At 70.1% G+C, this 26,905-nt stretch carries 28 protein-coding genes and 3 pseudogenes; 16 read left to right on the top strand and 15 right to left on the bottom strand.

Features of this window, described 5'->3' with window-relative positions:
* Positions 1 to 108: 108 nt before the first annotated feature.
* The 4 genes and pseudogenes from AB0435_RS19420 to AB0435_RS19405 form a co-directional block, all read left to right on the top strand.
* On the top strand, positions 109 to 888 hold the full coding sequence (locus AB0435_RS19420; RefSeq protein WP_366427500.1) for a helix-turn-helix transcriptional regulator: 780 nt from the start codon (positions 109 to 111) through the stop codon (positions 886 to 888).
* 588 nt (positions 889 to 1,476) lie between these two features.
* Entirely contained in the window at positions 1,477 to 2,892 is a 1,416-nt protein-coding gene (locus AB0435_RS19415) for a DEAD/DEAH box helicase (protein ID WP_366427499.1), read from the top strand.
* Between the two features lie 150 nt (positions 2,893 to 3,042).
* A pseudogene (locus AB0435_RS19410) lies at positions 3,043 to 3,359 on the top strand (IS5/IS1182 family transposase); the annotation flags it as partial.
* A 28-nt stretch (positions 3,360 to 3,387) separates the two neighbouring features.
* A pseudogene (locus AB0435_RS19405) lies at positions 3,388 to 3,622 on the top strand (hypothetical protein); the annotation flags it as partial.
* Here the strand turns inward: AB0435_RS19405 and AB0435_RS19400 are convergent.
* A pseudogene (locus AB0435_RS19400) lies at positions 3,561 to 3,749 on the bottom strand (M15 family metallopeptidase); the annotation flags it as partial. The pseudogenes AB0435_RS19405 and AB0435_RS19400 overlap by 62 nt on opposite strands.
* Before the next feature lie 50 nt (positions 3,750 to 3,799).
* Here AB0435_RS19400 and AB0435_RS19395 point away from each other — a divergent pair.
* Positions 3,800 to 5,019 (top strand): IS3 family transposase gene (locus AB0435_RS19395; protein WP_366427498.1). Its coding sequence is split into 2 segments (ribosomal slippage): positions 3,800 to 4,055 and positions 4,055 to 5,019, totalling 1,221 coding nucleotides; the frame shifts between segments, so codons are not numbered across the junction.
* Between the two features lie 109 nt (positions 5,020 to 5,128).
* The gene (locus AB0435_RS19390) at positions 5,129 to 5,965 is read left to right on the top strand and encodes a radical SAM protein (RefSeq protein WP_366427497.1); all 837 of its coding nucleotides are present in this window, start codon (positions 5,129 to 5,131) and stop codon (positions 5,963 to 5,965) included.
* A 57-nt stretch (positions 5,966 to 6,022) separates the two neighbouring features.
* Here the strand turns inward: AB0435_RS19390 and AB0435_RS19385 are convergent, their stop codons facing one another.
* Positions 6,023 to 6,607, bottom strand: coding sequence for a deaminase (locus AB0435_RS19385; RefSeq protein ID WP_366005344.1), 585 nt, complete (start codon positions 6,605 to 6,607; stop codon positions 6,023 to 6,025).
* Positions 6,608 to 6,865: 258 nt separating this feature from the next.
* Positions 6,866 to 7,783, bottom strand: a complete 918-nt coding sequence (cynR, locus tag AB0435_RS19380) for a transcriptional regulator CynR (RefSeq protein ID WP_366005345.1) — start codon at positions 7,781 to 7,783, stop codon at positions 6,866 to 6,868.
* Positions 7,784 to 7,907: 124 nt separating this feature from the next.
* On the opposite strand from cynR, the gene AB0435_RS19375 reads away from it, so the two are divergent.
* The 4 genes from AB0435_RS19375 to AB0435_RS19360 all read left to right on the top strand — a co-directional run bounded on the left by AB0435_RS19375 (position 7,908) and on the right by AB0435_RS19360 (position 11,267).
* On the top strand, positions 7,908 to 8,492 hold the full coding sequence (locus AB0435_RS19375; protein WP_366427496.1) for a carbonic anhydrase: 585 nt from the start codon (positions 7,908 to 7,910) through the stop codon (positions 8,490 to 8,492).
* A 119-nt stretch (positions 8,493 to 8,611) separates the two neighbouring features.
* Positions 8,612 to 9,082, top strand: coding sequence for a cyanase (cynS, locus tag AB0435_RS19370; protein WP_366427495.1), 471 nt, complete (start codon positions 8,612 to 8,614; stop codon positions 9,080 to 9,082).
* 88 nt (positions 9,083 to 9,170) lie between these two features.
* Complete coding sequence (locus AB0435_RS19365) at positions 9,171 to 9,668, top strand: nucleoside deaminase (protein ID WP_366427494.1); 498 nt, start codon at positions 9,171 to 9,173, stop codon at positions 9,666 to 9,668.
* Positions 9,669 to 9,839: 171 nt separating this feature from the next.
* Complete coding sequence (locus AB0435_RS19360; RefSeq protein WP_366427493.1) at positions 9,840 to 11,267, top strand: MFS transporter; 1,428 nt, start codon at positions 9,840 to 9,842, stop codon at positions 11,265 to 11,267.
* Between the two features lie 21 nt (positions 11,268 to 11,288).
* On the opposite strand, the gene AB0435_RS19355 is transcribed toward AB0435_RS19360, so the two are convergent.
* A complete protein-coding gene (locus AB0435_RS19355; RefSeq protein WP_366427492.1) occupies positions 11,289 to 12,158 on the bottom strand; it encodes an NmrA family NAD(P)-binding protein in 870 nt (289 codons plus the stop codon).
* 157 nt (positions 12,159 to 12,315) lie between these two features.
* Here AB0435_RS19355 and AB0435_RS19350 point away from each other — a divergent pair, with 157 nt between their 5' ends.
* A complete protein-coding gene (locus tag AB0435_RS19350) occupies positions 12,316 to 13,425 on the top strand; it encodes a HEAT repeat domain-containing protein (RefSeq protein ID WP_366427491.1) in 1,110 nt (369 codons plus the stop codon).
* A 42-nt stretch (positions 13,426 to 13,467) separates the two neighbouring features.
* On the opposite strand, the gene AB0435_RS19345 is transcribed toward AB0435_RS19350, so the two are convergent.
* The 4 genes from AB0435_RS19345 to AB0435_RS19330 form a co-directional block, all read right to left on the bottom strand.
* On the bottom strand, positions 13,468 to 14,460 hold the full coding sequence (locus AB0435_RS19345) for an alpha/beta hydrolase (RefSeq protein WP_366003475.1): 993 nt from the start codon (positions 14,458 to 14,460) through the stop codon (positions 13,468 to 13,470).
* Between the two features lie 227 nt (positions 14,461 to 14,687).
* Entirely contained in the window at positions 14,688 to 15,305 is a 618-nt protein-coding gene (locus AB0435_RS19340) for a hypothetical protein (protein WP_366003473.1), read from the bottom strand.
* 28 nt (positions 15,306 to 15,333) lie between these two features.
* Positions 15,334 to 16,032, bottom strand: coding sequence for a hypothetical protein (locus tag AB0435_RS19335; RefSeq protein WP_366003471.1), 699 nt, complete (start codon positions 16,030 to 16,032; stop codon positions 15,334 to 15,336).
* Positions 16,033 to 16,430: 398 nt separating this feature from the next.
* The gene (locus AB0435_RS19330) at positions 16,431 to 17,186 is read right to left on the bottom strand and encodes an SOS response-associated peptidase (RefSeq protein WP_366427490.1); all 756 of its coding nucleotides are present in this window, start codon (positions 17,184 to 17,186) and stop codon (positions 16,431 to 16,433) included.
* 211 nt (positions 17,187 to 17,397) lie between these two features.
* Between AB0435_RS19330 and AB0435_RS19325 the strand changes: the two genes are divergently transcribed.
* Complete coding sequence (locus AB0435_RS19325; RefSeq protein ID WP_366427489.1) at positions 17,398 to 18,483, top strand: polyprenyl synthetase family protein; 1,086 nt, start codon at positions 17,398 to 17,400, stop codon at positions 18,481 to 18,483.
* A gap of 41 nt (positions 18,484 to 18,524) precedes the next feature.
* Here the strand turns inward: AB0435_RS19325 and AB0435_RS19320 are convergent, their stop codons facing one another.
* The 4 genes from AB0435_RS19320 to AB0435_RS19305 form a co-directional block, all read right to left on the bottom strand.
* Complete coding sequence (locus AB0435_RS19320; RefSeq protein WP_366003468.1) at positions 18,525 to 20,912, bottom strand: excinuclease ABC subunit UvrA; 2,388 nt, start codon at positions 20,910 to 20,912, stop codon at positions 18,525 to 18,527.
* 286 nt (positions 20,913 to 21,198) lie between these two features.
* Complete coding sequence (locus AB0435_RS19315) at positions 21,199 to 21,609, bottom strand: VOC family protein (protein ID WP_366003467.1); 411 nt, start codon at positions 21,607 to 21,609, stop codon at positions 21,199 to 21,201.
* A gap of 10 nt (positions 21,610 to 21,619) precedes the next feature.
* A complete protein-coding gene (locus AB0435_RS19310; RefSeq protein ID WP_366003466.1) occupies positions 21,620 to 22,060 on the bottom strand; it encodes a helix-turn-helix transcriptional regulator in 441 nt (146 codons plus the stop codon).
* Positions 22,061 to 22,176: 116 nt separating this feature from the next.
* Positions 22,177 to 22,752 carry a helix-turn-helix domain-containing protein gene (locus AB0435_RS19305; protein WP_366427488.1) on the bottom strand — a complete coding sequence of 192 codons (576 nt, stop codon included), beginning with the start codon at positions 22,750 to 22,752 and terminating at the stop codon, positions 22,177 to 22,179.
* 84 nt (positions 22,753 to 22,836) lie between these two features.
* Between AB0435_RS19305 and AB0435_RS19300 the strand changes: the two genes are divergently transcribed.
* The gene (locus AB0435_RS19300) at positions 22,837 to 23,760 is read left to right on the top strand and encodes an SDR family oxidoreductase (RefSeq protein WP_366427487.1); all 924 of its coding nucleotides are present in this window, start codon (positions 22,837 to 22,839) and stop codon (positions 23,758 to 23,760) included.
* Between the two features lies 1 nt (position 23,761).
* Here the strand turns inward: AB0435_RS19300 and AB0435_RS19295 are convergent, their stop codons facing one another.
* Complete coding sequence (locus AB0435_RS19295) at positions 23,762 to 24,403, bottom strand: hypothetical protein (RefSeq protein WP_366003463.1); 642 nt, start codon at positions 24,401 to 24,403, stop codon at positions 23,762 to 23,764.
* 8 nt (positions 24,404 to 24,411) lie between these two features.
* On the opposite strand from AB0435_RS19295, the gene AB0435_RS19290 reads away from it, so the two are divergent.
* The 3 genes from AB0435_RS19290 to AB0435_RS19280 all read left to right on the top strand — a co-directional run bounded on the left by AB0435_RS19290 (position 24,412) and on the right by AB0435_RS19280 (position 25,718).
* Positions 24,412 to 24,549, top strand: a complete 138-nt coding sequence (locus tag AB0435_RS19290) for a hypothetical protein (RefSeq protein ID WP_366003461.1) — start codon at positions 24,412 to 24,414, stop codon at positions 24,547 to 24,549.
* A 265-nt stretch (positions 24,550 to 24,814) separates the two neighbouring features.
* Positions 24,815 to 25,207, top strand: a complete 393-nt coding sequence (locus tag AB0435_RS19285; protein ID WP_366427486.1) for a VOC family protein — start codon at positions 24,815 to 24,817, stop codon at positions 25,205 to 25,207.
* Between the two features lie 49 nt (positions 25,208 to 25,256).
* Entirely contained in the window at positions 25,257 to 25,718 is a 462-nt protein-coding gene (locus AB0435_RS19280) for a GNAT family N-acetyltransferase (RefSeq protein ID WP_366427503.1), read from the top strand.
* 49 nt (positions 25,719 to 25,767) lie between these two features.
* Here the strand turns inward: AB0435_RS19280 and AB0435_RS19275 are convergent, their stop codons facing one another.
* Positions 25,768 to 26,289, bottom strand: coding sequence for a putative immunity protein (locus AB0435_RS19275; protein ID WP_366427485.1), 522 nt, complete (start codon positions 26,287 to 26,289; stop codon positions 25,768 to 25,770).
* Between the two features lie 28 nt (positions 26,290 to 26,317).
* On the bottom strand, positions 26,318 to 26,863 hold the full coding sequence (locus AB0435_RS19270) for an HAD domain-containing protein (protein WP_366427484.1): 546 nt from the start codon (positions 26,861 to 26,863) through the stop codon (positions 26,318 to 26,320).
* Positions 26,864 to 26,905: the final 42 nt, after the last annotated feature.

Here is a 26,905-nt window from a genome sequence, read left to right as displayed (position 1 = left end):
GCCACCTCCACCTCACCGCCCTCAACAGCTGAGTGCGAGCACGCCTACAAGCAGCACCGAAGTCAACCCCCGAAGGATTTACGACGCAGACCACTTAGACTCGCGGACATGAGCGTTGCAGTCGAAGTCCCGCCGGTCGGTGCACTGCTGCGGACCTGGCGTGAACGACGTCGATTCAGTCAGCAGGAGCTGTCCAACCGATCGCGGGTCTCCACCCGGCACCTCAGCCGGGTAGAGACCGGCAGGGCGCACCCGACACCGGAGATGCTCATGCGCCTCTGCGACAACCTGGATGTGCCGCTGCGGGATCGCAACCAGCTCCTGCTTGCCGCCGGTTACGCACCGCGCTATCAAGATCACCAATTGGACGACGCGTCGGTCGCAGTAGTGATGGACGGTCTACGCCGACTCCTCGACGCCCATCTTCCCTACCCCGCACTGCTGTTGGACGACCACTGGGACATCGTCGACGCCAACGCCGCCGTTGATCAGCTGCTGGCCGGTTGCGCGCCGGAGCTGCTGGAACCGCCGGTCAATGTGATCCGGGTCTGTCTGCATCCGGACGGGCTGGCCAGCCGGATCGGCAATCGGATGGAGTGGGGAAGCCATCTGCTGCAGCAGGTGAGCCACCGCGCCGATCGCACCCACGACCAGCGCCACTACGAGCTTGCCGCAGAGATCGCCGGGCACCTCGGCACATCCAATGCCGTCACCCACCTCACGGGACCGGTGATCACCCTCGAAATCGATGTGGACGGCAGCCCGCTCCGGTTCTTCACCACCTCCGCCACCCTCAGCACTGCCACAGATGCCGCCCTGGAAGGGCTGCATCTGGAGACGTTCCTGCCGGCCGACGACGAGACTCGACACCGGTTCGATCAGCGGTAGACCATGCCGGAAGGAACCTGCCGCCCGCCCGGCTCACGGCATCGGAGCGCGCCCGGGTTCCCCGCTTCCACGTCCACTTCACAGCGACCGGCTCCTCCTGGATCAACCAGGTCGAGCGATGGTCCGGCCTGCTCACCGACTCATACGCCGCAGCATCCACAACCTCCGTCGGAGCCCTGGAGGACGGCATCAGAGCCTTGAGCGGGCGCTGCCCGAATTCGTCGGGGCCCCGACCCGGAGAACATCGACTGGACCGGCGTCCACGAGGATTTGCACTGAGCGTTCGGGGCCACGGAATCGTGTCTCACGATCTTGGCCCTCGTGCTTACGAAGGGTGTCAGTAAGCGATTGGTGCAACGCGAGCTCTGTCCCACTACGGAATTGCGGGGCCGTGGGGCCGTCGGGCCGTCGGGCCGTCGGGCCGTGAGGCAGGACGCCACGTCGGGGGTCGAACTGTCACTTTGTGTTAACCTCAAGCGTTTGGACGGCGGTAACGGCTGGCGATTCCGTCCGTCCGGTTCCCTTGTTCGTCGGCTGCTCATCCCTGCCGGGCCTTCCTCGGTACGTCCCCCATGCGGAAGGCTCTTCATGAACCACTCGGACCGTCCCGGCACCTCGCACGGCGACCTCGCCCGGCCAGTGCCTCTCACCCCGGAGGTGTCCCCGGTCGCCTCCTTCGCCGACCTTGAGCTGCCGGCCGAGGTGCTGCGAACGCTCACCGAGCTCGGTGTGCACGAGCCTTTCCCGATCCAGTCAGCCACGCTGCCCAACGCCCTCGCGGGACGCGACGTCCTGGGACGCGGGCGCACCGGATCGGGTAAGACGCTCGCCTTCGGTCTGCCGCTGCTCGCACGGACGGCCGGGCGGCGCGCGGAGCCGAAGCGGCCCCTGGCTCTGGTCCTGGTGCCTACCCGGGAGCTGGCCCAACAGGTCGCCGAGGCGCTCGCGCCGTACGCCAGCGCACTCCGGCTGCGGATGGCCACGGTCGTCGGCGGCATGTCGATCGGCCGGCAGACCGCCGCGCTGCGCGACGGGGCCGAGGTCGTCGTCGCCACCCCTGGCCGCCTGCACGACCTCATCGAGCGCAAGGCCTGCCACCTGGGACGAATACGGATCACCGTCCTCGACGAGGCCGACCAGATGTGCGACATGGGCTTCCTTCCGCAAGTCACCGAGATACTCGACCACGTGCGGCACGACGGCCAGCGGATGCTGTTCTCGGCCACCCTGGACCGCGACGTGGACCACCTGGTCGACCGCTACCTTCACGACCCCGTCGTCCACTCGGTCGACCCGTCCGCGGGCGCGGTCACGACGATGGACCACCATGTGCTGGTCGTCCACGGCCCCGACCGCTACGCCGTCACCACGGAGATCGCCGCCCGCGACGGCCGCGTACTGCTGTTCCTGGACACCAAGCACGCGGTCGACCAGCTCACCCAGCACCTGCGGGCCAGCGGAGTGCACGCCGCGGCCCTGCACAGCGGCAAATCCCAGCCGCAGCGCACACGGACCCTCGCCCAGTTCAAGAACGGCCAGATCACCGTCCTGGCGGCGACCAACGTCGCGGCCCGTGGCCTGCACGTCGACAACCTCGACCTGGTGGTCAACGTCGACCCGCCCACCGACCCCAAGGACTACCTGCACCGCGCGGGCCGCACCGCCCGGGCCGGTCAGTCCGGCAGCGTCGTCACGCTGGTGCTGTCGGGCCAACGCCGCGAGATGAGCCAGCTGATGGCCGAGGCCGGCATCAAGCCGACGATCACCAAGGTGCGCTCGGGTGAAGCGGAACTGAGCCGGATCACCGGGGCCAAGGCCCCCTCCGGCACCCCGCTCGACGGCGGACCCGCCGCGCCCCGGACCAAGAACACCAACACCCCCTTCCGCGGCCTGGGCACCAGCAAGGACACCTCTCGCCACACCGGCGGCAAGTCCCGCAAGGCCAACGAGGCCCGCAAACTCGCCGAGGCCCGCCAGGCGGCCCGGGTACGCCGTGGCGGCTGAGAGACACAACCCTGATAACCGGATATCGCCGGCGTCTGTCAGACCGACGGTGGACTTGACGGCCGCGTTGGAGACATCGATCCGCGCGGCACGCGACAGGCACATCGAGCCGTAGGTCACCGCTGTACCGACAGATCACTCACAGCAGCGGGGGTGCGACGGCGTCGAGGATCCCGCGGGCTGCTGGTCACCGGCCCGGCCCCGGGCCAACACCCGCGACCACACCCTGCTGCCCGCGACCCCCGACCGCTTCGCCGACCTTCAAGCATCCCTGGGGCCACTGCCCCAGCACCTGCGGCCGAGCCTGGACGCCGGATACGACTACAGTACGGTCCACCAGGGCACGAAGGATCACAGGTCAGATCGCCCAGCGCGGCAGGAAGACCCCCGTCCAGACCGGCCGACGCCGGGTGGCAGAGCGCACGAACTCCTGGATGAACAGCTACGGCGAGCTCCGCCGCCGCACCCGAGCGTCGAGCGTGCTCAGCTTCTCGACCGCTGCGGCAGTTCACCCTCGCCAACTCCCACCACCCCAACCGCACCGTCCAGAAGCCGGCCCTGCACGCCTATCTACGCCGACGCCCGACACCCCGGAGTCCTCGCCGCCCAACGTCGTGAACGCGCCCGCATCCGCTGGAGTGGACGCCCCGCCGTGGCCGCGCGATTGGTCAGTCCGGCAGAGCCGGGCCAGTCTCCTTCGGGCCGTAGCATGCAGCGGACTCTCCGGTGACCAGAGCCCAGTAGCGGTCGCCGAAGGACCAATGCCACCACTCTGTAGGGTAGTTCACCAGGCCCGCAGCGGTGAGCGCGGCGCCCAGCAACTGACGGTTGACACGAGCTTCTGAGGTGACTCCCGTGGTGTGGACACTCTGACAATGGACCTTGTGGTCCGGGGAAGGGTGTTCTGGTGGGACGTAGGTCTCCGTATCCGGCGGAGTTCAGGAACGACGCGGTGGCGTTGTATCGCGCGGCGGGCGGGAAGCGTACGTATGCGGCGGTCGCGGCCGATGTCGGGGTGACGGGCGAGACGTTGCGCAGTTGGGTCCGGCAGGACGATGAGCTGGCGGGCCGTAACAGCAGCCGCGGTGAGCAGGCCGCCGAGAGCCGGGATGAGGAGCTGGCGAGGCTGCGGGCGGAGAACGGCCGGCTGCGCAGGGCCGAGAAGGAGTGGGAGCCCGAGCGGGAGATCCTGCGCCGGGCGGCCCAGTATTTCGCGAAGGAGATGAGGGCATGACCTGCCGCTGGGACTTCATCTCCGCCCAGCGCGCCGCCTTCGGCGTTCAGCGGCTGTGCCGGGTCCTTCAGGTCTCGCGCTCCGGTTTCTACCGGCATCTGGCGGCGGCCTCGGCCAGGGCCGCCAGGCAGCGGGCCGACGAGGAACTCGTCGGCGAGATCCGTGAGATCCACGCCGGTCACAAGGGCACGTACGGAGTGCGCCGCGTCCATGCCGAGCTGCGGGGCTTCGGGCACACCGTCAACCGCAAGCGCGTCGAGCGGCTGATGCGCAAGCACGGCCTGGAGGGCCTGCATCTGCGGCGCCGCAAGCGGACCACGGTCCCGGACCGCCTCGCACCGCCCGCCCCCGATCTCATCCAGCGCGACTTCCACGCCGGGCAGCTGGACGAGAAGTGGTGCGGCGACATCACATACGTGCAGGTCGGCGGCGCGTGGCTGTATCTCGCCTGCGTTCTGGACATCTGCTCGCGCCGGGTGATCGGCTGGTCGATGGCCACCCACATGCGCACCGGACTGGTCATCGACGCTCTGAAGATGGCGGTGGCGACGCGCGGCAGCAGCGTGGACGGGGTGATCTTCCATGCCGACCGCGGCTCGCAGTACACCGCTGCCGCGTTCGCCGAAGTCTGCGACGGCTTCAGGATCCGCAGGAGCATGGGCCGGGTCGGCTCGAGCTACGACAACGCCCTCGCCGAGAGTTTCTGGCAGGGACTCAAGAGGGAGACGATGCACCAGAGGCTGTTCTCGACAGTACGCCAGGCGCGACTGGAGATCTTCCAGTGGCTGACGTACTACAACGCCCGCAGACGCCACAGCGCCCTCAACTACCTCTCGCCAGTGGAGTTCGAACAACAGCATCTGCGAGCAGCTAAACTCTCAATCGCGGCATGAGCCCCTGTGTCCACACTCCGGGGGACGCCTCACCCCAGAGGCGCCCCCGTCCCCCGACTTCCGCGGCGTCACCTTCCACGAGATCCAGGCCCGCACCCTCCTCAACCGCATGCCCGGCTCCCCACCCGGCCGCATGGGGTGGACCCTCAACCCGTACCGCGGCTGCTCCCACGCCTGCACCTACTGCTTCGCCCGCGACGGCCACGACCACCTCGGCCACGACACCGGCGCGGACTTCCACACCCACCTCTACGTCAAGACCAACGCCCCCACCGTCCTGCGCCGGGAACTGCGCACCGGCAAGACCGGCGACCGGTGGGTGATGGTCGGCACCTCCACCGACTGCTACCAACGTGCCGAAGGCCGCTACCAGTTGATGCCCGGCATCCTGCGCGCTTTCATCGATTACCGCGTCCCCTTCACCACAACGACGAAATCAGCGCTCCTGCGCCGTGACATCAACCTCTACGCCGAAGCCGCCCGGATGACCGACGTCCTGGTCATGACCTCCCTCGGCTCCCTCGACGACCGCGTGTGGCACGCATTCGAACCGGCAGCCTCCCCACCCAGAGCCCGCCTGGAGACCATCCGCGCCCTGCGCGATGCCGGGGTCCCCGCCGGCGTCCTGATCGCCCCGGTCATCCCCCACGCCGCCGACCACCCCGCCGCCCTGGACGCGCTCGTCGACGCCTGCGCCGAGGCCGGAGCCGTCACCGTCTTCCCCGACGTCATGCGCCTGAGCCCCGGCGCACGCGCCTGGTTCCTCGGCCAAGCGGCGCGCACCCTCCCGCCCCGCCTGCACCAGCGCCTCGCCGCCGACTACGCCGACCGCCGCGCGATGCCGCAGGAATACATCCGGCAGGTCACCGAGCACATCCACGCCCGCGCCGCCCACCATGGCATGCCCGCCTGGGAGGACTACATGAAAGATCTGCGCATGCCCTGAGCCCGCCGCACACCACAGGCAAACGAAGCTACTCAGTCCTCGCGCCGCGTCACCGGCCTACTTCATGCGCCGGCGATACAGAGGATCCGTGAGGTCCGCCCGTACGTCGCCGGCCACCGCGGGGCGTTCCGCCACGTGTGAGCGCCGGGCGATGTCGGTGAAGGACAAGTCGATCTGCGGGACCCCGTAGGAGATGAGCTTGGCGACGGACGTGCCGTAGGCAACGCCCCACACCTTGCCCCACAGGAGCGCACCCGCGCACATCGCGCAGGGCTCGGCGGTGGTGACGACCACGTGCGAGGGGAGGTCCAGACGCGCCTCGGCGGCCTCGCGCAGCAGGTTGACCTCGGCGTGCGCCGTGAAATCACCGGAGAGGTCCGTGGTGTTGCGGGCTCCGGCCACGACGGCCCCGCTGCCGATGTCGACCAGGACGGCCCCGTAGGGCCAACGGGCCTGCCGGGCCCAGTCCACGGCGGTGGGCATCGCGCGCTCCACCGCGTCCTTGAGGTCCGCGGGCCAGTCCTCACCGCGGTACCGCGGCCGGGCGCTCACGGGAGGAGCGAGCACGCCGAGTGCGGAGAGCGGGGCGACTGCGGCCGCCGTACGCAGGAAGCGCCGACGGGTGCCAGTTGAGGAAGTCATTCCGCCTGCATAGCAGTACACCAGTGACGATCAAAGCCTTCGGACGCGATTCTGTCGGGTGTCGTAGTGGGCACGTGTGACCAGGATGCCGTAGCGGTCCCCCATACCCGCCTCATCGACCGGCGACGGGCTGAGCAGCCCAGACACTGGCGAACATCGACCCGGCGTGACACACCTTCAACTCCGGGCAAGGGCCGTTGTTGCCGGACTTCATGTCCGCGAAGACCCTCCGGCATCGGGCTCGGGCGAGGGCGTCGATCAGCCGGTCGAGCGGGGTGGGGCGTAGCCGCGGGTGTGGACGAGGTCGTGGGTGAGCCGGGTGAAGGCGCGGGTGGCGGCGCTGTGGTAGGCGCCTTCGCGGTGCAGGAGGGTGACGGTGCGGGTGGGCAGGGGCGGGTCGAGGGGGATGGGGGTGAGGTGGGGGTGGTCGTGGGTGATGGCGTCGGGCAGGACGGTGGCCAGAGGAGTGCGTCGGACGATTTCGGTGAGGGCTTGGATGGAGTTGGCCTCGACCGTGGTGCGGGGGGCGATGCGGTGGTCGGAGAAGTAGGCGTCGATGTGGCTGCGGGTGGCGAAGTCACCGCTGAGCAAGGCCAGTTGTTTGTCCTTCAGGGCGTGGACGGGTAGGGGTTCTGACGTCGTGTGGGCGCGCTGGGCGCCGGTGACGAGGCTGAGGGTTTCGGTGAACAGTGCGGTCGCGGCGATACCGGGCAGGTGGGGGCCGGCGAAGGCGATGCCGAGGTCGAGGCCGTCTGCCAGCAGGGCCGCTTCGATGCGGTCCTGAGGCATCTCCACCAGAGTCAGGCTGATGCCGGGGTGGCGGGTGTGGAGTTCGGCGGTGAGCGGGCCGATGAGGTAGGCGGTGAAGGTAGGAGTGACGCCCAGGCGCAGGTGGCCGCGGGAGAGGTCGTGGACGTCGTGGACGGCGCGTTCGGCGGCGGCCAGGTCGCGCAGTGCGCGCCGGGCGTGGTCGGTGTAGACGGCGCCGGCGTCGGTGAGCCGTACCGTGCGGCCGGAACGGTCCAGCAGCTGCACCCCCAGGGTTCGCTCCAGCTGCTTGATCTGCTGGGAGAGCGTGGGCTGGGAGATGTGCAGGTCTTCGGCGGCGCGGGTGAAGTTGCCTTGTTCGGCGACGGCGAGCAGGTAGCGCAGGTGACGCAGTTCGAGAGCGGCCATGGAAGCAACTATAGATGTCATCACTAGCTTCCATGGCCAACAGCTCTTGGACACTATATGCACAGGTCATGCATGGTGGACCTCACCAGCCCACAGGGCCGGTCGCCACCGAAGGGAGTGACCCATGCAGGACCTCGCCAAGGGCGTCGCCCGTTTCCAGCGGGATGTCTTCCCGGCCAAGGCGGAGCTCTTCGCCCACCTGGCCACGCATCACGCGCCGCACACGCTGTTCATCAGCTGCTCCGATGCCCGCGTCGTCCCCGAGCTGATCACCGGCACCGAGCCGGGCGACCTGTTCGTCATCCGTACCGCCGGCAACCTGGTGCCCGCCTACAGCCCCGAAGCCGACGGGGTGGCGGCGAGCATCGAGTACGCCGTCGCCGCGCTGGAGGTCAAGGACATCATCGTCTGCGGCCACTCCGCGTGCGGCGCGATGACCGCACTCGCCGAGGGTCACAACCTCAGCGGCGCCCCGGCGGTCGCGGCCTGGCTGCGGCACGCGGACGCCTCCCAGGCCCGCACCGACGCCGGTGACGTTCCCGCCCTGGTGCGGCAGAACGTGCTCGCGCAGTTGGCGAACCTGGCCACCCACCCTTCGGTCGCCCGCGCCCTGGCGCAGCGGAAGGTGACCCTGCGCGGCTGGGTCTTCGACATCGCCACCGGTCGCGTCGAAGAACTGTCCACCGCCGGCTCCGCGCTCGCGGCCTGACCCCCAACCGGATCCGGTTTCCCGTCCGCGACAGCTCGCCGGGAACCCACTCCCCCCTACTTGCCACTTCACCCACTGCGCGCGAAGTGGTCCACCTGAAAGAGAAGGACGTACCGATCATGGTGCACGCCCAGTTCGACCCCACCGCCCGCGAGGCCCTGGCCGCCACCGCCGTTGAGGCCAAGATCCGCAAGGACCTCTCCTGGCAGCAGATCGCCGACGCCTCCGGCCTGTCAGTGGCCTTCACCACCGCCGCCGTCCTCGGCCAGCACCCGCTGCCGGAGGTCGCCGCGAAGGCGGTCGCCGAGCTCCTGGGCCTGGACGACGACGCCGCGATGCTGCTGCAGACCATCCCGACCCGCGGCTCCATCCCCAACCGCATCCCGACCGACCCGACCATCTACCGCTTCTACGAGATGCTCCAGGTCTACGGCACCACGCTCAAGGCCCTGGTGCACGAGGAGTTCGGTGACGGCATCATCTCCGCGATCAACTTCAAGCTGGACGTGAAGAAGGTCGCCGACCCCGAGGGCGGCGAGCGCGCCGTCATCACCCTGGACGGCAAGTACCTGCCGACCAAGCCCTTCTGATCCTGCACCAGCCGGGGGGCGGGCCGCGTCGGCCCGCCCCCACCCTCTTCACTGCTTTGCTGCTTCACCGATTCACGAGGAGTTTTCCGTGGACTTCGCCCAGCGCACCATCGACATCGCCCGGCAGAACGTCGCCGAGGGCGGCCGCCCGTTCGCGACCGTCATCGTCAAGGACGGCGAGATCCTCGCCGAGAGCCCGAACAAGGTCGCCCAGACCAACGACCCCACCGCCCACGCCGAGATCCTCGCCATCCGTGAAGCGTGCGTGAAGCTGGGCACCGAGCACCTGACGGGCACCACCATCTACGTCCTGGCCCACCCCTGCCCCATGTGCCTGGGCTCGCTCTACTACTGCTCCCCCGACGAGGTCGTCTTCCTCACCACCCGCGACGCCTACGAGCCCCACTACGTGGACGACCGCAAGCACTTCGAACTCGACACCTTCTACGACGAGTTCGCCAAGCCGTGGCAGGACCGCCGCCTGCCCATGCGCCACGAGTCCCGCGAGGACGCCGTGGAGGTCTACCGCTTCTGGCAGGAGCGCAACGGCGGTGAGCGCCGCGTGGCCGGCGCCCCCACCGCTTGAGCCTGCCGTGCCGGATGTGACCGGGAAGGTGGCCTGGGTCCACCTGGAACTCGGCAGCACCCTGGACGCCTCCACCACCCCCCTTCCTGGTGGTGGAGGCCCCGGTCGGCACCGCTGTCCCCGTTCATTCCCCCAACCCGTCCCGAACCCGTTCTTCCCCAAGGTGGTGTCGTGTCCGAGCCGTCCCCGAGACAGCGGCTGCTGGTCCTTTCCGTGTGCTGCTCAGCCCTGTTTCTCGTCAGCCTCGACAACACCGCCCTGAACACCGCGCTGCCGGCCATCCAGCACGGCTTCGGCGCCTCCACCGCGGGACTGCAGTGGACCATCGACGCCTACCTTGTCGTCCTCTCCTCTTTGCTGCTGCTCGCCGGTTCTGCCGGTGACCGTATAGGCCGCCGCCGCGTGTTCCGCGCCGGGCTCGTTCTGTTCACCGCCGCGTCCCTGCTGTGCTCCCTCGCCCCCACCCTCGGCTGGCTGATCGCCTTCCGCGCTCTCCAGGCCGTCGGCGGCTGCATGCTCACTCCCGTCGCCATGGCCATCATCACCAACGTCTTCACCGACCGCCGCGAACGCGCCCGCGCCATCGGCGCCTGGAGCGCGGTCCAGGGCATCACCATGGCCGTCGGCCCCCTGCTCGGCGGTCTGCTGGTCGACACCGCCGGATGGCGCTGGATCTTCCTGATCAACCTGCCCATCGGCATCCTCGCGCTGGCCCTGACCGGCGAGGTGCCCGAGTCCCGCGCCCCGCGCCCCCGCCGCCTGGACCCGGTCGGTCAGCTGCTGGTCGTCGTGCTGCTCGCCACCACCGTCTACGCCGTCATCCAGGGCCCCGCCACAGGCTGGACCTCTCCCCAAGTGCTGGCCTGCACCATCACCGCCGCCGTGGCGCTGCCCGCGCTGATCACCGCCGAACTCGCCCAGCGCGAGCCGCTGATCGAACTGCGCTTCTTCCGCCAGCTCCCGTTCACCACCTCCGCCCTCAGCGCCGTGTGCGCCTTCGCCGCCTTGAGCGGCTTCCTCTTCCTCGCCGCCCTCGACCTCCAGGACGCCCGCGGCCTGGCCGCCTGGCAGGCCGGCCTCTACCTGCTGCCCATGGCCGCGATGACCATCGTCTGCCCGCCGCTGGCCGGACACCTCACCGCCACCCGCGGCCCCCACCTGCCCTTGATGCTCTCCGGCACCGCCACCACCCTCGCCGGACTCCTCGCCCTCCTCGGCGCCCAGCAGCACACCCCGCTCTTGCTGGCCTGCTACCTCCTCTTCGGCACCGGCTTCGGGCTCGTCAACGCGCCCATCACCCACACCGCCGTCTCCGGCATGCCCCGCGCCCAAGCAGGGGTGGCCTCCGCCATCACCACCACCAGCCGGCAGATCGGCAGCGCTCTCGGCGTCGCCGTCATCGGCGCCACCCTCCCCACCGCCGACTACGCCACCGCCACGTTCGACCACGCGAGCCGCCCCGCCTGGTGGATCATCACCGGCTGCGGCATCACCATCGCCGCCCTGGCCACTCTCACCCGGCGCCACGCCCACCGGAGCACCAGCACCCGGCACAGCACCGAGGCGGACTCCCCCGTGGTGGCACACCGCGCGCGATGAACCGAGCGACGGTCGCCGAGGTCACCTACGGGCCGCCCGTACAAGTACCTCCGACGCGAAGTCCTCGGCCGAGCGCGGGAGTCGGCCCAGCACCCGCTGGACGCCGTCGCCGAGTCCCGCCACCCCCTCGTGCCGGTAGTTGGCGTACAGGCCGTGCAAGCCGTCGATGACCCACGGGGTGACCCCGCGTTCCGTCAGCCCCGCGCGCCAGGCGTCGTCGAGCGGAACGTCCACGTGTCGCACCGGTCTGCCGAGCGCGGAACCGAAGCGGTCGGCGAGTTCCGGCAGCGTCAGCGCCCGGCGGCCGCTGATCTCGATCTCACCGCCGACCGGGCGCTCCGCGAGGAGTTCGGCTGCCGCGACCTCCGCGATGTCGCGTACGTCCACGTAGCCCCGGGCGCCGGGCCCGGCGGGATCGGCAAGGGTGCCGTCGGCGATCGCGGCGGCGGCCGGCAGGAAGTTCTGGAGGAAGCGGTCGGGGCTGAGCACGGTGAGTTCGGGGACACCGGCGTCGCGCAAGCGCCCGGTGATCACCTCATGGGCGCCGGTGACCGCGTCCTGGACGAAGCCGTCGCCGGTGAAGCACCGGGCGCCGAGCTTGACCACCCGGCGTACGCCTGCCTCGGCGGCGGAGAGGGCGAAGTTGCCCTCCGCGGCGATCTGTTGCTCACCGAAGGGATGAGCCAGATAGAGCCGGTCGACACCGGCCAGCGCCTTCCGGACGTCCGCCGTGTCGGATGCGTCCCCCCGGACGACCTCACCGGCGACCTCGCCGAGCGCCTCGGCGGCGGCCGCGGATCGTACGAGGTAACGCACGTCGTCCCGTTCGCGCAGCGCCTCGGTCAGATGACGGCCCACCGTGCCGTTCGGCGTGGTGATCAGAATGGTCATCGATCCTCCTTCGTCAAGATCACAACCGCCTTGGGCAGACCGCGAATTCCCTGCGCCCGGCGGCACATCCCGCTCGGCCCGCCCACGGCCGGTGGGCGTTCCGGACGGCTTCCAGTGGCGGCAGCACACGGCGACCGAAGTATTAGGCTGTCCCTATATGACCGAAGAACCATGGGATGACCCTGCTCAGTCGCCTCTGCTGCTCGCAGTCGACCGGGGCGACTACGAGCTCGTCACGGACGGGCCGACTCCGCCGGGGCCGGGTGCGGGGACAGAGGGACAGCGGGCCCTGGAGATCGCGCGGCGCTGGTGCGAGGCGGGCGTCGAGGCCGAACTGCGTCGCAGATCCGGGACAGCAGGTCCTGCGGAGCACACGGTCGTGCGGCATGACGGCGGGTGGCTGTCGCATGAGGTGTCCCTCGGTGGCCTGACCGTCCGTACGGGCCACGCGGCGATCCTCACCCGCCTGGAGTCCGCGTACGGGCTCGCGCAGTCCTTCGACGTGCTGAAGCGTCGTGCCCTGGCCGAGCCGGACGTCGATCACGTGGTGTGGTTCGAGACGACATCCGTGCTGTCGCAGCGACAACTGCGCACCCCCGCGAACCTGGACACGGCCTGGAACGCCGCGGCCGCGCTCGCCGTCAGCCCGGACCCCCTGGAGCGGTACTTCGGGGCCGACGTGCTGCACTGCGTCGACCTCTTCGACGAGAGCGAAGACTTCCCGTTCGACACTCCGCTCGCGGACCTCTTCCTGCCATGGGCGGAACGGGAGGAGGACCCACGTGTGCTGCGGGTTCTCACCGATGGTCTGGCGAGTTCGATGGATCCCCGCGCCGTGGCGCCGCTGACCGCGCTGACGCGCCACCCCGACGGCCGGGTTCGAGAACTGGCGGTTCAGGGGCTCCCGTTCCCGATGAACTCCGGGAACAAGGAGGCCGTGACGGCCGTCGTGGAACGCGCGCGGGACGACGTCCCCGCGGTCCGCCGCGCCGCCTGCACGGCACTGGGCGCCGTCCCCGTCGGCTACCCGGACGTGACCGTGGCTCACATCCCGTACGGCACCCTCCGCCTGGACGCACTGGCCGGATGCCTGAGCGATGACGAGGAGGACGTACGGGTCACGGCGGCAGGCTGGCTGGCCATGAGTGACGATCCGCGTGCCGACGAAGTGCTGTGCTCCTACGAGGGCATCGGCGAGGACTCGCCGTACTACGGGGAGCTGTACAGCGCGTGGCGGCGCCGCGAGCGGCAGGTCGCGGCCCGCTGAGGGCTCCGGTCCGCGGCGGATCGGCTGGACGTGGGCCCTGGCCTATCCGGCATCGGGCCGTGTGAGGACGCGGCGAAGCCAGCGGGTGCGGGCATCGCGGGCGTCCTGGCTGAGGGCCGCTTGCGGGGCGAAGGTGTCGAATCCGTGGAAGGCCCCGGGCCACACGTGGAGTTCGGCCTGGCCGCCGGCCTGCCAGATCGCGTCGGCGTAGGCGACGCCCTCGTCCCTGAGCGTCTCGGCCGACCCGACCTCGATGTAGGCGGGAGGCAACCTGGACAGGTCCGTGGCGCGGGCCGGAGCCGCGTAGGGCGGCAGGTCCGCGGCGCCGTACCGGTCACCCAGCAGCGCCTGCCACGCGGTGGTGTTGGACGTCCGGTCCCAGGTGTCGACGCCGGCCATCTGGTGGCTGGAGAAGGTGTTGTCGCGGTCGTCGAGCATCGGGCACAGGAGCAGCTGCCCGATCGGAGTGGGGCCGCCCCGGTCACGGGTGAGCAGGGCGAGGGCGGCGGCGAGCCCGCCGCCGGCGCTCTTTCCGCCGATGATGATGCGGTCGGGGTCGATGCCCAGTTCGCCCGCGTGCGCGGCTGCCCGGACGAGTCCGGCGTAGCAGTCCTCCAGCGGACCGGGGTAGCGCGTCTCGGGTGCCAGCCGGTATTCGACGGAGATGACGGCCAGTCCCAGCGGGAGGGCCCACTGTCGCAGCAGTTGCGGGAGCACGGACCACGCGTTGCCCATGATCATTCCGCCGCCGTGCATGTAGTAGAGCAGCGGCAACGGCCCGGCCGTCCCGGCGGGCCGCGCGCTCACGAGGGTGACGTCCGGCTCACCCGGCGCGCCCGGCACGCGTAGCTCGTCCGCCTCGAAGCGCCCGTCGGCTCGGAGGTCCCGGAGCGTCGGCCTGGGCCGGGTCGCGGCATCCTGCTCCTGCCAGGCCGCGAGGTTCTCGGGGGTGACCGGCTCCTTCACGGCGGGCCCCAAGGCTGTCAGCACCGCCTTCAGTTCGGGGTCGAAAGGAGGCGCGTCCCCGGCACTCATGGCCGACCGGCCCGTCGGGTGAGGGAACACCGGCCGGCACGGCTTGCGAGCTCGTCCGTGCGTACAGGGGACATTCGCGCGAGATCCATGCGGCGTAGTCAATCACCCGTGGCGGCATCGGGTCGCCGGGCCCGGCGGCCCTCTCGGTACCAGGGCCGGACCTCGGCACGGCACCGGTCGTGGATCCGTGGACAGCTCGGCTGTTGCAGCGGACGGCCCAGCCTGTTCTAGCCCAGGTCGTCGCCCGGAAGGCCCGTGGAGAAGGTGGGCCGGCCCCGCACCGGGCCGGTCGGCCGGAGGTCGTGCGCCGCGACGGTCACAGCGCGCTCGACGATGGTGTAGGTGAGACCGGCGTCCATGCCGTCGGCCCCCAGCCCGGCCAGGGGGACGCGAACCTCCACCACGTCGCCGCGCGAGGTGCGCCCCACGGCGACGTCCGTGTTCCGGTCGCCGTCGGTCTCCACTCGGAGCAGCTCGACCGGTTCGGCGAGGTAGGCGTACCAGGCGTCGCTCCGCCGCCCGAGTTCGTCGAGCAGCCAGCCGTGGGCGGTGAGCGGTGAGGTCGTGGGGTCCGCCGGCTCGTCGTCGGTGAGCCGGGCGGGGCCGGCCGCGGCGATCGACTGCAGGAGCGCGTCGCGGCCGGCCTCGGGGTCGGGCAGGAGGGTGGTGGTGGCACCGGGCCATTGCACGGTCACCTGTGCGCGGCCGGAGGTGAGGTCGATGTTCCGGACGCACAGGCCGAGTTCGGCGCTCCCGCGCTGAACGGCACCCAGGTCGACGAGCAACGGCGCCCACCACTCGGCCGCAGGCAGTGTGCGGGACGGCCGGACGGGGTGTCGGCTCATCGGGTGGACCCTCCTGACACGGGGCGGATCAGATGTTGATGGCGTTCTTGACCCAGTCGGGGCAACGCCCCTGCACACCCTCGCAGTAGGCGGTGATGACGCCCTTGGGCAGCATCGGGATTTTGGCGCTGAAGTCTACTCCCGCGCGGACGGCCTGGACCTTGTCGACGCGACAGGTCTTGAAGATCCACCAGCCGCTGCACTTCACGTGCAGCACGTCGGTGAAGTAGTTCCAGGTGTCCGGATACCCGGCGAACTTCTGCTTTCCGGCGGCTCCCGGGCGCGGGTACTGCGTGGTGGCCTGGACGGCCTTCATGGTGAGGTTGTGCTTCTGCTCTATCTTGGTGAGCCCGAAGCCCTTGTCCTTGGAGGGGTCGTAGTACCCCTGCCGCATGTAGACGGTCCAGCCGTCACGGTCCTTCCACTGCCCCACCAAGTCGTCGGGGCCGCGGAGCGTCGCGCTGTCCGTCGCGGCGGTGCGGGGTGTCTTCCCGGCGCCGAGCTGCTTCACCGCGGATTCGGGGATCCCGTGCCGGTCGAGATCGGCCAGCCGGAACGAGGAATCTCTCGGAATCCCGGACCCGTTGTCGAAGACGGAGAACTCCACGTCCCCGGACGAGCCCTGGGCGGTGGGCGCTGCTGTCATCGCGGACGCCGGTGCCGCTGCGAACAGCCCGGCCGCGAGGCCGAGGGCCGCCGAGGCGACGGCGTACCGACGTGCATTCACCTTACGCATGGTCCCCCTTGAGGTGACTGCCGTGCACTTCCGTTGCCGGACCCTCACGCTGCGATCCGGCCACCAGCAAGCTAGGGAGACCACTCGTGACGCGTCGACCCCCGCGGGGGCGAATCGGCCAGCCTCAGTTGCCTCCGACAGCAATCACCATTTGCAACAAGGGCGTTGCACGCCGCACAGCTCACCTGCTCGGGGCCGCGGACCGGGGGCGGGTTCCGTTTTCAGCAGGCCGGGGCCCGCAATGTGACCGAAAAGTTTCGGACACGGTCGGGCGACAGCCGCTCCCAGGACGAGCTCCCGATGGCGGCCTACGGGCCGTACCACCGGGAGACGCTAAAACCCCGACAGCACCGTACGAGAATGCCCCTCCGGCCATCACCACCGATGGCTCAGGCACCGGGCTGGTCGTCAGCGGCGTCGTCCAGGAGGTGCGGGCCGTTGTTGCGCACGCTGTTGACGGCCGTGGACACCGCGCGGGCATCGAGGTGGCCGTCGGCGGGGGCGGTCAGCAGGGGGCGGAGTTCGTCCGGGTCCTGATGCGCGGGGTCGAGCCAGCTGTCCCAGTCGGCCGGGGCGACGGCCAGCGGCATGCGCGGGTGGATCCGTCCGGCCGCGTCGGTGGCCTCGGTGGTGATGATCGTGCAGGTCGTCCACCAGGCCGCCTGGTCGTCGTCCGCCGTCACCGCGGGGTCGCGCCAGAATTCGTACAGTCCTGCCATCGCCATCGCCATCGTCCGGCCGTCCTGGGGGCTGATGAAGTAGGGCTGCTTGTACGCCTTGGCGGTGCCGATGGCCGAGACCGTCCGCCACTCGTAGAAGCCGTCCGCGGGCAGCAGGCAGCGGCGCTTGGCGAACGCCCGGCGATAGGCGGGTTTCTCCGTGACGGTCTCCACCCGAGCGTTGATCATCTTCGCCCCCACGTCCACGCTCTTCGCCCACGACGGCACCAGCCCCCACCGCAGCTGCCTCAGTTGCCGCACCACCTCACCCGTCGCGCGGTCGGGACGGTCCAGCACCGACCACACCTGATCGGTGGGGGCCACGTTCCAGCTCGGCGCGAGGGTTTCCCGCGGATCCCAGCGGGTGACCTGGAACAGCCCGGCCAGATCCTGCGGGCTGCGGGTGGAGACGTATCGGCCGCACATGACTCCACACCCTGCCACGCGACGGTCCCCGGTGGCCGGTTGCCACGGCGTCAGGCGCGGGGCGGCGCGACACCGGAACAGTGCGGTCTCATCATCCCGACTGGCTCAAAGGACCCTGGCCGGGCACGCCTGTCTGGCAGATGCTGAGGACGCTCGTTCGGACGGCGCTCGGTAGCTGCACGGACACCCCCGTCGAGAGGTGGACCGATCGGTGAACGAAGTCCTGGCCACAAGCTCCTCTCAGGGCACGGCTGCGAGCGGAGGAAGAGTCGATGCCTGTCTGAGCGACTTCCTGGCGTCCAAGATTCTCGACGCCGAGGAGCGGTGCCTGTCCGTCGAGGTCACCCAGGCGTTGCGCGACTTCGTCTGTGTCAGTGGCGGCAGACGCGTCAGGCCCGAGCTGTGTGTGGCCGCCTGGAGCGCCGCGGCCGGCGGCGGACCGGCGCCGGCCCCGGTGGTGCGGGCAGCGGCCTCACTTGAGCTCTTCCACGCCTTCGCCCTCATCCACGACGACTTCATGGACCGTTCGGCCACCCGCCGCGGCCGCCCGGCCCTCCATCGGCTCCTGGCCGACCGCCACGGAGCCGCTCGGAGCGCGACCGATGCCGGGCACGTGGGGGCCAGTGCGGCGATCCTGACCGGCAACCTCGCCCTGGCCTGGTCGGACGAGTTGCTCCACACCGCCGGTCTTACCCCTGATCAGCTCTTACGTATTCTGCCGCTGGTCGCCGGCATGCGGGAGCGGGTCCTGCACGGGCAGTATCTCGACATCACCGCCACCGGCCCGGTGCCCGAGATCAACACGGCTCTGCACGTCGCCCGCTGCAAAACCGGCAGCTACACCTGCGAACACCCTCTTCAGGTCGGTGCGACGCTGGCCGGGGCCTCCGGCGACCTGCTCGAAGCGCTGTCCGCCTTCGCACGTCCACTGGGTGAGGCGTTCCAGCTGTGCGACGACCTCCTGGGTGTCTTCGGCGACCCGGCCGCCACCGGCAAGCCTGTCCTCGACGACCTGCGGGAAGGGCGGCACACCGTGCTCCTCGCGCTGGCCTGGCAGCGCGCCACCCCTGGCGAGCGTGGCGTGCTGCGCGCCGTGGTCGGCAAGAGTGACATCACGGAGGAGGACGCCCTGCGCGTACGGGAGATCCTCACGGCGACCGGCGCCCGGTACGAGGTCGGCCGGATGATCGCGAACCGCCGCCGCGAAGCCCTCGATGCCCTGCGGTCGGCGCGGTTGCCCGCCGATGTGGTCACACGGCTGGCACGCATCGCCGATGTGGCCACAGGTTTCGCCTGATCCCGTAGGACGAGGAAGTGAGACGGCTCCGCACTTCAGAGTCAGGCTCCGACATACGCCGCCAGATGCTCGCCGGTGAGAGTGGGGCGAGCCGCGACGAGGTCCGCCGGGGTGCCCTCGAAGACGATCCGGCCACCGTCGTGACCCGCGCCGGGACCGAGGTCGACGATCCAGTCGGCGTGCGCCATGACCGCCTGATGGTGCTCGACCACGATGACCGACTTGCCTGAGTCGACGAGCCGGTCGAGCAGACCGAGCAGTTGCTCGACGTCGGCGAGGTGGAGGCCGGCGGTCGGCTCGTCGAGGACATAGACGCCACCCTTGTCGGCCATGTGCGTGGCCAGCTTGAGCCGTTGCCGCTCACCGCCGGACAGTGTGGTGAGCGGCTGGCCGAGGGTGAGGTAGCCGAGGCCGACGTCGGCGAGCCGTTCGAGGATCTTGTGCGCGGCCGGCGTGCGCGCCTCGCCGGCGCCGAAGAACTCCTCGGCCTCGGTCACCGGCATCGCGAGCACCTCGCTGATGTCCCGCCCGCCGAGGTGGTATTCGAGGACCGAGGCGTCGAAGCGCTTCCCGCCGCACTCCTCGCACGTGGTGGCGACACCGGCCATCATCGCCAGGTCGGTATAGATGACACCGACACCCTTGCACGTGGGGCAGGCACCCTCGGAGTTGGCGCTGAACAGCGCCGGCTTCACACCGTTGGCCTTCGCGAACGCCTTGCGGATCGGGTCGAGCAGTCCGGTGTACGTCGCGGGGTTGCTCCGCCGCGAGCCGCGGATGGGGCTCTGATCGACCGACACCACGCCCTCCCCGGCGGGGACCGACCCGTGCACGAGCGAGCTCTTGCCGGAACCGGCGACGCCCGTGACGACGGTCAGCACACCGAGCGGGATGTCGACGTCGACGTCGCGCAGGTTGTGTGTCGTGGCACCGCGGATCTCCAGCGCGCCCGTGGGCTCGCGCACCGTCTCCTTGAGAGTGGCCCGGTCGTCGAAGTGGCGGCCGGTGACGGTGCCGCTGGACCGCAGCCCCGCGACCGTACCCTCGAAACAGACACCGCCGCCCGCCGTACCGGCGCCGGGGCCGAGGTCGACGACGTGGTCCGCGATCGCGATCATCTCCGGCTTGTGCTCCACGACGAGCACCGTGTTGCCCTTGTCCCGCAGCCGCAGCAGCAGGTCGTTCATCCGCTGGATGTCGTGCGGGTGCAGGCCCGTGGTGGGCTCGTCGAAGACATAGGTGACATCGGTGAGCGAGGAACCGAGGTGGCCGATCATCTTGACGCGCTGGGCCTCACCGCCCGACAGTGTGCCCGAGGGCCGGTCGAGCGAGAGATAGCCGAGGCCGATCTCCACGAACGAGTCGAAGGTATGCCGCAGTTTCTCCAACAGCGGTGCCACCGAAGGCTCCTGGAGACCGCGCACCCACGCGGCCAGGTCCCTGATCTCCATCGCGCAGGCGTCCGCGATGCTGACCCGCTCGATCTTCGACGCCCGGGCGCCCGCACCGAGCCGGGTGCCGTCGCACTCCGGGCAGGTGGCGAAGGTGACCGCCCGCTCGACGAAGGCCCTGACGTGCGGCTGCATCGCCTCCTTGTCCTTGGAGAGCATCGACTTCTGGATCCGCGGGATCAGACCTTCGTAGGTCATGTTGATGCCCGCGATCTTCATCCTGGCCGGCTCGTGGTGGAGGAAGTTCTGCAGCTCCCGCTTGGTGTAGTCGCGGATCGGCTTGTCCGCGTCGACGAGGCCCGACTCGCTGTAGAGCCGGTGGTTCCAGCCGCCCGCCGTGTAGCCGGGGATCGTAAGCGCGCCCTCCGCGAGCGACTTGGAGTCGTCGTAGAGCTGGGTGAGGTCGATGTCGGAGACAGCACCGCGGCCCTCACAGCGCGGGCACATGCCGCCGGTGCGGTCGTAGGTCACCTTGACCGCCTTCCTGTTCCCGCGCTCGACGGTCATCGCACCGGCCGCCCGCACCGACGGGACGTTGAAGGCGTAGGCGCTGGGCGGGCCGATGTGCGGTTCGCCGAGCCGGCTGAAGAGGATGCGCAGCATCGCGTTGGCGTCGGTGGCGGTGCCGGCCGTGGAGCGGGGGTCGGCGCCCATCCGCTGCTGGTCGACAGTGATCACGGTGGTCAGCCCGTCGAGGACGTCGACGTCGGGCCGGGCGAGAGTCGGCATGAAGCCCTGGACGAAGGCGCTGTACGTCTCGTTGATCAGCCGCTGCGACTCGGCGGCGATCGTGTCGAACACCAGCGAGCTCTTGCCCGAGCCGGAGACGCCGGTGAACACCGTCAGACGGCGCTTCGGGATCTCGACGCTGACGTCCTTGAGGTTGTTCTCGCGCGCACCGTGCACGCGGATCAGATCGTGGCTGTCGGCGACGTGCGGCGCGGGCGACTGCGCGTCCGTCTTCGGGGCCTTGCTCATCGTCTCTCCATCTGTGGGACGGGCGAGCGGCGGAAGCCGAGGGCCTGTCCGGCGGATCTTGTGATCGAGTGCGGGTGGTTGTCGTCCACACCACCGCTGCGCGGCGGTGTCCTCAAACGCCGGACGGGCTTGAGTTAGCTGATGTGGGTGCGCAATTTCAGCCCATGGGGGCACCTCTGGGGGCACCCCCGGACGGAGTCTGGGGGAGATTGAGGACACGCCCGAAGGGCGCCCCGCCGCAGGCAGCAGACGACCCCAGCCCGGCAGCGGTCCGCCGGGCAGGCGGCTACGCCGCGGGCGCCTGCGAGATCCGCACCATGGTGCCCGAGGGGTCGCGGAAGGCGCAGTCACGCGGGCCCCAGGGCTGGTCCATGGGCTCCTGGAGCACCTCGGCGCCCGATGCCCGTACCTTCTCGAAGGTCGCGTCGAGGTCGTCGGTGCGGAAGACGATGTTCGGCAGGACACCCTTGGTGAGCAGCTCCTGCAGAGCGTCCCCGTCGGCCTGGGGCCGGCCGGCGTGCGGCTCGGAGAGCACGATCTCGAGGCCCGGCTGGTCGGGGCTGCCGAGGGTGACCCAGCGGAATCCGCCGGAGGCGACGTCGTTGCGCACTTCGAGGCCGAGGGCGTCGCGGTAGAAGCCGAGCGACTCGTCCGGGTCGTTGACGGTGATGTGGCAGTACTGGAGTGCGATGGTCATGTCGCCAACGTTAGGCGGCGCTTTCCCTGGCCGCTTCTCCGATCCTGCTCGGCTTGTTCCTGGTCGGTCTGGTGTTCACCTTCGCCACGCACGCGGGCATCGCCGTCACCGCGGGGTGCTCCCGCGTGCCGTAGGCGCTCGGCGTCTCCCCCACGATTTCGGCGAACCGCGAGCTGAACGAGCCGAGCGACGTACAGCCGACCGCCATGCACGCGTCGGTGACGCTCACACCCGCGCGCAACAGGGCCATCGCCCGCTCGATGCGGCGGGTCATGAGATAGCTGTACGGCGTCTCGCCGTAGGCCGCCCGGAACTGCCGCGAGAAGTGCGCGGGAGACATGAGCGCGTGCCGGGCGATCGTCGGCACGTCGAGCGGCTGCGCGTACTCCCGGTCGATGAGATCCCGCGCCCGGCGCAGGTGCCGGAGGGTGGCGAGCTCTTCGGGGGTCATGGGAGCAGGGTATCAGCGGCCTCTGGAAAACGCCTCTGACCTGCGGTTATGTGACTCTACGGGGTTCCGTCGGCGACTGGGTCGGAGGCGCGCGAACCGATCGTGGGACGCACCAGTCAGCCTATCCGGCCGCCTGCGGTCACAGCCTTGAGCTCGGCCAGCGATTCCCGCGTCAGCTGCGACAGCTCGCGTTCCTCGCCCGCCGCGACCCAGCGTTCGAAGCCGACCTTGAAGACGGCGACCCCCGCCTCGGCGAGCAGGCTCGCCCCCGATTCGGCCATGCCGCGGCCGCGCAAGGCGTCGGTGAGCGCCGCCGCTATCGAAGCCAGCTTGATGAGCTCGCGCTCCCGGAGTTCCGTGGTCGCCGTGATCACCGCCTGCCGCTCACGCGCGAACTCCCGGCGGTCGGCGAACATCCCGGACACCGCGTCGAGCCCTGCCACCAGTGCGTCGACCGGTGTCGCCGACCGCGGAGCACCGGCGACGCCCTGTACGAACACCTCCCGCATCTCGGCCGAGCCGGAGAAGAGCACTTCGCGCTTGTCGGCGTAATGCCGGAAGAAAGTCCGTTCCGTGAGCCCGGCCCGGCCGGCGATCTCCGCCACGGTGGTCTGCTCGTACCCGCGCTCGCTGTAGAGCTCCAACGCCGCTTTCGCCAAGCGCCCGCGCGCGTCCGGCTCCCATCGTCCCATGCGCGGATTCTACGTGATGACAGAGCCTGACATCGGGTGTAGCGTTGATGACAGGAACTGACATCAACAGTTTGGGGTTCTCCCATGCGCATCTTCGTGACCGGCGCTTCCGGCTGGATCGGCTCCGCCCTCGTTCCCGAGCTCATCGACGCGGGGCACCAGGTGGTCGGGCTCGCACGTTCCGACGCCTCCGCCGCCGCGCTCACCACGGCCGGGGCGGAGGTCGTCCGCGGCAGCATCGACGACCTCGGCGTCCTGCGGGACGCGGCCGCCGCGTCGGACGGCGTGATCCACCTCGCCTTCAAGCACGACATCGCCTTCTCCGGCGACTTCCAGGGCGCCGTCGAGGCCGACCGCCGCGCCGTCGACACCTTCGGCGACGCGCTCGCCGGCACCGATCGCCCCTTCGTCCTCGCCTCCGGGGTCGTCGGCCTCAAGCCGGGACATCCGGCGACCGAGCGGGACACTCCCGCGGTGGACGGCTCCCCGGTCTCGATGCGGTCGACCACCGCCGAGGCCGCGCTGGCACTCGCCTCGCGTGGCGTGCGCTCGTCCGTGGTACGGCTGTCTCCGACCTGCCACGGCGAAGGGGACCATGGCTTCATGGCGACCCTGGTATCCATCGCCAGGGCCAAGGGCGTGTCCGGCTACATCGGCGACGGCACCAACCGCTGGTCGGCCGCCCACCGCCTCGACGCCGCACGGCTGTTCCGCCTGGCGGTGGAGAAGGCACCCGCCGGATCGGTGCTGCACGGAGCCGCGGAGGAGGGCGTCGCGATCCGCGACATCGCCGAGGTGATCGGCCGTCACCTCGACGTGCCGGTGGCCTCCGTGTCCCCTGAGGCCGCGGTCGACCACTTCGCCTGGCTGGGTTCCTTCCTCGGTGTCGACGCCCCGGTGTCAAGCACCCTGACCCGCGAACTGCTGGACTGGAAGCCGACACATCCCGGCCTCCTCGAAGACCTCGACAAGGGCCACTATTTCCACTCTCCTGCCGCTGCGGCCTGACCTACGGCGTCGGCAGTACGGCCGGCGGGGACAGGGCGAGGGCCCGAGCGAGGGCGGCGGTGACAGGCGCAAAGCGGCCGGGCAGCCAGTGGGCGGCCCAGTCGGCGGCCAGCGCGAGGAAGTTGGCCAGGTCGTCCTCGGCACCGTCGAGCAAGCGGCGGAGCTCGGTGACGGGCAGCTCGATCACAGGACTGTCGCTCTGCTCCGCGTCGACGGTCAGCCGGACGGTGTCGCCGAATCGCTCGGCGAGCGGGGCGGGGTCGTGACCGAAGGAAGCCCAGCCACTGCCGTCGACGACCTCGCCCCAGTCCCGCCACTCCTCCAGCCCGTTGCAGCAGCCGGGCAGGAAGGTGGCACCACCGGAGGTGTCCGTGACCCGCATGCCGCCCGCCGCGAAGAGGTCGTCGAAGGTCAGCAGTCCGTGCAGGAAGAATCCGAGCGGGTCGGCGGGCCGTGGCGGCCGCTCACCCTCCTCGGGGTCGATGTCATTGCAGCCCGCGATGCTCATCACCGCCGTTCCGACCTCGGCGGGGGTGAGCTCGCCGCTGAGCGGCAGGTGGCTGAACGGCTCGATCTCGGCGACGGGCCATAGGTCGAAGCCATCGGGGGTACGGGCCTCCAGGACAGGCTGCATCACGATCATCCGGTGAAGTGTTCCGTATTTCTTCCCGGTTGCCCCTGACCGGCGCTGTGGCGCCCCTGAGCATCGAGAAACTGCTCCGCGTGCGCGAGCGTCCACTCGCCAAGAGCGAGCAGCGGGCCGTCTGCGAGGCCGGCGCCCAGCCGTGACCGACCGCGCCAACGCGGTGGACCACGCCTCCGGCGCGCCCGCTGTGCTCGGCGGCCCGGCAGCTCGAAGAAGTGGCGGGCTTCGTCATGCGCCTGGCCGCCGCGGGCCGCGACCCCGCCACTGCCGTGCCCTTCATCGCCCCTTCAGAACGCTGAGCAGATCATTTAAAGTTCGGCGACGAGGGCGTCGAGGTCCGTCGCCTGGCCTTCGGCACCCTCGTCATGCCGTTGAGATCGCCGCTCGCACCGCCCCCAAGGGACATCGATGGAACTCTCCCAAGTCCGTCTTCTCGTCACGGACTTCCCCGGCTGCTACCGCTTCTACCGGGATGTACTGGGACTCAAGCCGCAGTTCGACGCGGAGGACGGCCCGTACGCGAAGTTCACTCCCGACGGCGGCACGGCGGGCATCGCTTTGCAGGACCGCGCGCAGCTGGCCCGGGTTCTGGGCGAACTCGACGCCGAGCCGCACGGCCACCGCTCTCTCGTCGCCCTGCGGGTTGACGACATCGACCGCTGCTGCGAGGAGTTTGCCGCGCGGGGAGCCGTGTTCGTCCATGGCCCTGCCCCGATGACGGATCGCATGCGCGTCGCCCACCTCAAGGATCCGGAGGGAAATCTTGTCGAACTTCAGGAGTGGCTGGTCCTCCGTGGGTGACATACGTATCAGACCAGGCGGCCCGGCCGACGCACCGGCCATTCTGAGCATGCTCGACTCCGCGGTGGCCTGGATGAACGCACACGGCAACACCGAGCAGTGGGGCACAACACCGTATTCGCAGAAGCCCGGTGGCGTGACGCGGGTCGAGCGGTACACGACCGAGAACTCGCCGTACGTCGCGGAGTGGGACGGAACACCCGTCGGAGCCCTGGTGCTGGACTCCGGCCCCAGCCCGCAGATGCCGATCGCCCCGGCCGGGGAACCCGAGCGGTACGTCCGGCTGCTGGTCTCCGACCGACGGTACGTCGGCAAGGGCATCGGGGCGGCACTGCTTACCCATGCCGCCGAGGAGACCCGACGGGCCGGCGTGGAACTGCTGCGGGTCGACTGCTGGGCGGGCGGCGGGGGCGAACTGGTCGCGTTCTACGAGCGCAACGGTTTCACCCCTACTGACCGCTTCCTCTCCGATTCCTGGCCGGGACAGGTGCTGGCCAGACGGGTCGGCTGACGACAGTACCGGTGAGCTGCTCGGCGTGCTCCCCGGCTGGGCTCACCGATCAGCTGCGAAGGGCCGCGTCGAGCTCGTGGTGGAGCGAGTCCAGCCGGCTACGACCCGCGCTGCGCGGCGGCATCCGACGCAGCAGCTCGCGCACTTCCGGCGGTGCGTGCTCGATCGCCCGATAGATCTCCTCGTCACCGACGCCGGTGTCATCGCCCGCCGCGATCTCACGAGCGCGCGCCGCGTAGACCGCGGGGCCAAGGATGTGCTTGGACTGGTGAGAGGTGGCCAGTGGGTGGATGTACGGGGTCGCCGCCGCGTAGCACGCGGCGCGGGCGGCGGCCGCGGCTGCCGGATCGCCCACTTCGCGTGCGGCTTTGTGCGCCGCCCAGGCGAGGGAACGGAGTCGCGCTGTCCGTCTCCCCTCGCGCACGAAGGTCCGGATGCCCTCGATCGCCTCGCGAGGGCGGGTGTCGCAGGGAGCCTTCGTCTCGAACAGCGGGAGCACGCGCTCGACGCAATCGGCAGCCCAGACTCCGAGAAGTCGGCGGTCGTCGTCGCTTATGTTCACCTCGTCCATCCGCACATCATGCCGGTTCGATTGCCCCCTAAACGTGCCCGGGCGAGGCCGGCCGCCGCAGCCACGACTTGAGGACGGCATAGTCGTCGTCGGTCAGGCCACGGCGGGGATCGACGCGGTGGAGAAGGGCGTGTCCCTGGTGATGGGTGGCGACCCATGTCCGGTCCGTGTCGGTGATCTCGTCGTCGACCCAGGCGAACGGGCGGCCCGCCGCCCATGCGACAAGGGCGCGGGTCTTCCAGTGCAGACCGTTCCGTTCGTCCAGGTCGTCGGTGTCGGACGGCTCCGGCCAGGCCACCACGGCGAGCTGCGGCAGACCGAGGCGTGGGGCGATGCACTCGTTCGCGTCGGCCATCCATGTCGTGGCCCACACCACCTCGCACGGAAGCTCCGCCAACCGCCGCCCGTGTTCGGGATCGATCCTGGTCAGCAGCGGGTTCGCGGCAGCGTCGAGCGATTCACGACCTGTCGCACAGGTCGGATAGGTCGGGTACTCCTCGGGAGCCGCGCCGAACGGGATGAGTGGGCCGTCGACGTCGAGAAACAACAGGGGGCGCTGCGTGTAACCAGTCACGGAAGCACGATAACGACCCCGTCGGCCCGGCTCGGAACGAGC

The sequence above is a fragment of the Streptomyces sp. NPDC051173 genome (assembly GCF_040689515.1).
Classification (GTDB): domain Bacteria; phylum Actinomycetota; class Actinomycetes; order Streptomycetales; family Streptomycetaceae; genus Streptomyces.
This window is presented reverse-complemented; position numbering and strand designations above follow the sequence as displayed.